This window comes from Crocosphaera sp., assembly GCF_030064895.1.
Classification (GTDB): domain Bacteria; phylum Cyanobacteriota; class Cyanobacteriia; order Cyanobacteriales; family Microcystaceae; genus Crocosphaera.
Genome location: NZ_JASJEB010000156.1, coordinates 1 through 6135 on the forward strand (window position 1 = coordinate 1; position 6135 = coordinate 6135).

At 38.4% G+C, this 6135-nt stretch carries 6 protein-coding genes; 3 read left to right on the plus strand and 3 right to left on the minus strand.

Going from position 1 to position 6135, the window contains the following annotated elements; all coding sequences use genetic code 11:
- The 3 genes from QNJ66_RS25080 to QNJ66_RS25090 all read left to right on the plus strand — a co-directional run.
- On the plus strand, positions 1-902 hold a 902-nt coding region (locus tag QNJ66_RS25080), incomplete at its 5' end, for an RNA-guided endonuclease TnpB family protein (RefSeq protein WP_300511393.1).
- Between the two features lie 72 nt (positions 903-974).
- Positions 975-2021 (plus strand): glycine betaine/L-proline ABC transporter substrate-binding protein ProX, encoded by a 1047-nt coding sequence (gene proX / locus QNJ66_RS25085; protein WP_300511394.1) that lies wholly within the window; start codon positions 975-977, stop codon positions 2019-2021.
- Positions 2022-2379: 358 nt separating this feature from the next.
- Positions 2380-2736 carry a hypothetical protein gene (locus tag QNJ66_RS25090; protein WP_300511395.1) on the plus strand — a complete coding sequence of 119 codons (357 nt, stop codon included), beginning with the start codon at positions 2380-2382 and terminating at the stop codon, positions 2734-2736.
- Between the two features lie 164 nt (positions 2737-2900).
- On the opposite strand, the gene QNJ66_RS25095 is transcribed toward QNJ66_RS25090, so the two are convergent.
- From QNJ66_RS25095 to QNJ66_RS25105, 3 genes are all read right to left on the minus strand, one after another.
- Positions 2901-3794 carry an ABC transporter permease subunit gene (locus tag QNJ66_RS25095; RefSeq protein WP_300511396.1) on the minus strand — a complete coding sequence of 298 codons (894 nt, stop codon included), beginning with the start codon at positions 3792-3794 and terminating at the stop codon, positions 2901-2903.
- 230 nt (positions 3795-4024) lie between these two features.
- Positions 4025-5041 (minus strand): glycine betaine/L-proline ABC transporter substrate-binding protein ProX, encoded by a 1017-nt coding sequence (gene proX, locus QNJ66_RS25100; protein ID WP_300511397.1) that lies wholly within the window; start codon positions 5039-5041, stop codon positions 4025-4027.
- Positions 5042-5111: 70 nt separating this feature from the next.
- The gene (locus QNJ66_RS25105) at positions 5112-5966 is read right to left on the minus strand and encodes a glycine betaine/L-proline ABC transporter ATP-binding protein (RefSeq protein ID WP_300511398.1); all 855 of its coding nucleotides are present in this window, start codon (positions 5964-5966) and stop codon (positions 5112-5114) included.
- Positions 5967-6135: the final 169 nt, after the last annotated feature.

The window sequence follows — 6135 nt, forward strand, 5'->3', positions numbered from 1 at the left end:
CTTACTCTCGCTTTTTTAAAGGTAAGGCCAAATTTCCCAGATTTAAAAAGAGGTCTCATAAACAATCTTTTCGAGTTCCTCAAAACTTTTCTATTACCGAGAAGGGAAAACTTAAGCTTCCTAAAATGTCTCATATCAAGATGGTAATTCATAGAGAAATAGAGGGAGATATTAAAAGTGTAACTATTAGTAAAACTCCATCAGGAAAATACTATGCTTCCATCGTTACCGAGTTAGATATTCCAAAAGCTCCTTTAAATGGTGGGAAGATCGGAATGGATCTCGGACTTAAGGATTTTTGTATTACCAATAAACCAGAAAAATTTGAAAACCCTCGTTACTTTCAAAGTTCTTTAAGAAGGTTAAAAATTAGACAAAGGAGGTTGAGTCGAAAAGATAAAGAATCTAAAAATAGAAAAAAAGCTAGAGTTAAAGTAGCCAAAATTCATGAAAAAGTAGCTAACCAAAGATTAGACTATCAACACAAAATAAGTCTCAAATTAACTAACGAGAACCAAGTTATTAGTTGTGAAGACTTAAATATTAAAGGGATGGTTAAAAATCGCAAACTAGCTAAGCAAATTAGTGACGTTGCATGGGGACAATTTCTAACTCTTTTAGATTATAAAGGCCATATCTATGGCTGTGAAATTAAACGGGTAGATAGATTCTTTCCTAGCTCGAAAAGATGTTCTAATTGTGGGTATATCAAAGAAGATTTAACCCTAAAAGATAGAGAATGGACTTGCCCTGAATGCCATACACAACACGACAGGGACATTAACGCTTGTTGGAATTTGCTTCAATTCTCTGACTCAAAAATACCGTTGGAAGAACGGAAATATACGCCTAACCAGACGGCTGAAATACCGTGTACCAAGAGTGTTAATTCTTGGGGGTAGGAAGCCCTAACTATATTGCTTGCAATTAGTTGGGGTACTTCACAATTAATTACATTGTGCCTTAACTTTTGCATGAAAAAACCATCAAAAAAAACTAAATTAGTAACAGTCCTAGCCATTTTGTCAATGAGTTTAATTGCCTGTCAATCAACCCCCCAATCTAGTCCCAACTCAGGCAACAATTCTCAAACCATAATGCCCGGTCAAGGGGTCGGGATAAGCTCAAGTGCCAGTGTTTCCACCTATGGCATCTTTGTCACAGAAATCGTCAATATTGGTTTAGAAAAGCTCGGTTATACCACTGAAGCGGTGAAAGAACTGGATATTCCTGTAGCACATATTTCCATCGGCAACGGGGACATCGATTTTTACGGTGTTCATTGGCAAAAGTTACACGAAAAATTCTTTAGCGAAAGCGGTGGAGATGAAAAAATTGAGCGAGTTGGGGTGATCATCGCTGATGCTGCGCAAGGTTATCAGATTGATAAAAACACGGCTGATAAATATAAAATCACCAATCTTGAACAACTTAAAGACCCAAACATTGCCAAACTCTTCGACTCAGATGGTAATGGTAAAGCCAACTTAACCGGTTGTAATCCAGGTTGGGGGTGTGAGTTGGTGATCGAACATCATCTTGATACTTACGGACTAAGAGATACAGTAGAACACGATCAAGGTAACTATGACACCCTCTTAGCAGCTACTATTGCGCGTCAGAAACAGGGAAAACCCGTCTTGTATTATGTTTACACTCCCCACTGGTCAAGTATCGTCTTAGAAGTTGGAAAAGATTCCACTTGGTTAGAAGTTCCTTTCACTTCTCTACCCAAAGAACTTGGTAAAGTGACAGCAGAAGATACCTCAGTGGACGGTAAAAATCGAGGTTTTGCTATTGATCAAATTCGCATTATTGCCAACAAAAAATTTTTAACAGCTAATCCTGCGGCCAAACGTTTGTTTGAATTAATTGAGATTCCTATTGAAGATGTTAATGGGCAACAAAAACTCGTACAAGAAGGAGAAAGTAGCGCAAAACAAATCCGTATTCATGCTCAAAAATGGGTTGAAAATAATCAGGAATTATTCGATAGTTGGCTAGAAGAAGCGAGAAAATAAGCCCTTTAGGGAAGTGTGGGAAGTGTGGGGAGTGTGGGGGGTGTGGGGAGTCTGGGGAGTCTGGGAGACTGGGGGACTGGGGGACTGGGGGACTGGGGGACGGGGAGACAGGGAGTGTGGGAAGTGTGGGGAGTGTTTAGATTTTAATGTTTAATATATGCAAATTAAAACTTCTTTAAAAGCGATCGCTTCATCCAAAAAAAAATAATATAGCAATAGACAGGCTAGTTAGGACACATAAATTATATTTTAAGGGAACAGGGAACAGGGAACAGGGAACAGAAAAATGTCCTAATAGCTTTGGCGACTGCTATACATAGGCTAGAATCAAGACTAATACATAATTCAGGAACTAACGATGCAAAAATTACCTGTTTATTTCTTAATTGGCTTTCAATCAATACTTGTTTCATGTAATGGGTTAGGTGGTGGTGACCCCTTAGTAATCGACTATTGTAGCAACTTGGGCTATAGTAAATCGGTTTGCAGTTGTGCAGCAAAGAAGTTTAAGGCCAATTTATCAAAAGATTCATACGCTGAATATACTGAGCTTCTTCGGAATACGAAAACTACTTCGGAAGAGGAAGGCCCTTTAGAAAATGCAGATCGGAATGCAGATACGTTTGATACGTTTTTAGATGGGGTTAATAAAATGATGACGTGGGCTAGAATGCATGATCACTTGGGAATTTTTATTCATGATTGTAGAGCCTAACAAATCAATTCAATATACTCCTATTCCCCTCCTGGGAGGGGTTATGGGTGGTTCAATACTACTCGGATAAGGTAGAAAAGTTTATGAAATGGGGAGTTTGGGAGGGGTGGGAAGTTTGGAGAGTGATAATTAATTGTTAATTGTTAATTGTTAATTGTTAATTGTCACTGACTAATTGCTTGAGTCATGCGATCGAGCATAATAGCCAACAGAACAATTCCTAATCCCCCTACAGCAGCCAAACCCACATCTAAACGACCAACACCCTGTAAAACCATTTGTCCTAACCCTGGAACGGCAATCATAGAGGTTACAACGGACATAGATAAAGCCATGAGAATAGCTTGATTGACCCCTGCTAAAATAGTGGGCATAGCTAGAGGAATTTGTGCCTCCCATAAAACTTGCCAAGGGGTTGAACCAAAAGCGATCGCAGCTTCGGTAACTTCTGGAGAAACCTGTCTAATACCTAAATTAGTGAGACGAATAAGAGGAGGAATAGCAAAAATAATTGTGGCAATAACCCCAGGAACTTCTCCAATACCAAACAACATCACCACAGGAACCAGATAAACAAATGATGGTAGGGTTTGCATCACATCCAAAAGCGGACGTATAACCCTTTCTAAGGGATCATTTTTAGCACTGAGAACCCCCATAGGAATACCCACCATCAGACAAAATAAAACTGCTGTCACCACTAAAGCTAAAGATACCATTGCTTGTTCCCAGGCACCGACGAAACCAATTAAAGTTAAAGCAATGATGCTATAAAGTGCAATTTTTCTGCTTGCTAATTTCCAGGCAATTACAGCAATAATTATGATAAAAATGACAGGAGGAACAACAATAAACCCCAATTCTATACTCTTCAAACCCCAAGCAATGGGAAGGCTAATGGTCTGAAAAAAGGGACGAAAATTATCAACAATAAAGTTAATGATTTCCGTAATCCAATCATCAAGAGGAATTGTATAAAGTTGAAAGGGATTTAAGATAAAATCTATCCCTTGTGGTTTTTCAGTTGCTAGAAGATAAGCAAATAATAGTTCATTCATGAGGGTTTAGTTACTAGAATAGAATTAATTGATCGTATTTTAACCTGTTCATTTAAAACCCGAATTAAGCACGGTATTTTATTTGAAACCAGTCGTTAACGACTTGATATTATACCAAATACGATTGTCAAAACCTCTTTATCGTTTTGCTATCTTTCCTCCCACACCTCCCACACTCCCCACCCTCCTCAACTATAAAGATAAGGGGGGTATCTAAACCGGATTTGGTATTATTCATTACGCGCTTTTTCCAGCCAACTATTGAATAAATCTTGATTGTTTTCAACCCATTCTTCAGCATGACGGCGAATATCTTCTGGTGTATTTTCTCCTTCTTTAATACGGAGACTTTCTTCATTGATATCTTTGGCCGGAACCTGAACTAATTCTAACCAACGCTTGGCCATGGGATTATCTGCTAAGAATTGCTTGTTAGCAGCAATACGTTGTTCAGTTTTGGGAAACCCTAAATTTTTGCCGTCAACTAAGGTATCTTCTTCCATCATATTCTCGGCTATTTTTGGGGGTAAATCTGTAAAAGGAACTTCTAACCAAATCACATCTTCTTCTGGTTTTAATGTTGCTCCAATCCAATGAGGATTATAAGCATAAAAAATAATTGATTGTCCTTCTTGGTAGCGAGTTAAACTATTAGCAAGTAAAGCGGTATATTGTCCGCGATCGTGTTCTACAGTATCCCTCAGTCCATAAGCATCTAGATGATGTTCGATAATTAATTCACAGGCCCAACCGGGGTTACACCCGACTAAGTTGGCTTTTCCATCACCATCGGAGTCAAACAATTTAGCAATTTTGGGATCTTTAAGTTGTTCAAGGTTAGTGATATTATGTTCCTGTGCCGTTTTGCGATCGATTTGATATCCTTGGATACCATCGGGAGTGATTATCCCAACCGCTTCTAACTTTTCTTGTCCCCCTGCATTATTAAAGAAAGTGGTGTGTCCTGGTGTATAGTAAACAACGCTATAGTCTAAGTCTCCATTGGCTAGGGAAATATAAAGAGCCGGATACTCAATTTCTTTAGGTGTTTCTACTTCATAGCCTAGTTTTTCTAAGCCTATTTTGACAATTTCTGTTTGAAAGTGTTCTTCGACCCAGCTACTATGACCAGTGCGCACAGTAACTTTTGGTGTTGATCCGGTTGTATTATCTTGTGATGGAGGTGTTGGTTGACAAGCAATTAAAAGACTGGTTAATAAAACGAATAAGGGAATTTTTTTTCTCAATTTTAGCAATGTTTCAACCCTCAATTTTGTAATCAGACCCCATAGTTAACAACGAGGTTTCAACACTAATTTATCCTAAAATGGCTTTGGAATCATATATATCTTGCAGAAACGCCCGGATATAATCATTGGCCGGTTGGCTAATAATTTCCTTGGGTGTCCCTAGCTGAACTATGTTTCCATCTTTCATAACAGCAATGCGATCGCCAATTTTAAATGCTTCGTGGATATCATGACTAATAAAAAGAATGGTTTTGTGCAGTTCTTTTTGCAGTCGCAGTAATTCGTCTTGCATTTCTCGCCGAATCAGAGGGTCAAGCGCGCTAAATGGTTCATCCATGAGCAAAATTTCTGCGTCTGTGGCTAAGGCTCTAGCTAAACCCACTCTTTGCTGCATTCCCCCACTCAAAGAAGAGGGCAAATAATCGCCCCATTTTTCTAAACCAACTAGGGCTAAGGTTTCTTCTGCTTTTTGACGGCGTAAAGGGGGTTTAATACCTCGTACTTTCAGACCATATTCTACATTATCTCTGACGGTTTTATGGGGAAATAATCCAAATTGTTGAAACACCATAGAGATTTTACTTAAACGAAGTTGTCGCATTCTTTTCTCATCGACGTGAGCAACATCTTCTCCATCAATATAAATATGTCCACTGGTGGGTTTAATCAAACGGTTAATACAACGCACTAGGGTGGATTTTCCTGAACCAGATAACCCCATAATTACAAATAATTCCCCTTGATTAATTTTGAGAGAAATATCGGCAATACTAACAACTTGATTGGTTAATTCTAAAATCTCATCTCTGGTTTTGCCTTCTCGAAATAAGTTGAGTCCAATATAAGGGTTCTTTCCATAAACTTTAATCAGATGTTGAAGTTCAATTTTAGTTTCCAACTCTTTCTTGATTGGTTCAGACATTATTTTTATTGAATAAAATTTACTTTTAAATTCTTATTTCTTCTGCAAAAGATAGGTTTTCAAGGGAGTTAATGGGGAGCATCCCATTTTTGCCAAAAACTTATTCTTGGAGTTTGACGGGGAGAGGGGGAGATGGGGAGACGGGGGGAAATTAATCAGATCAACTATT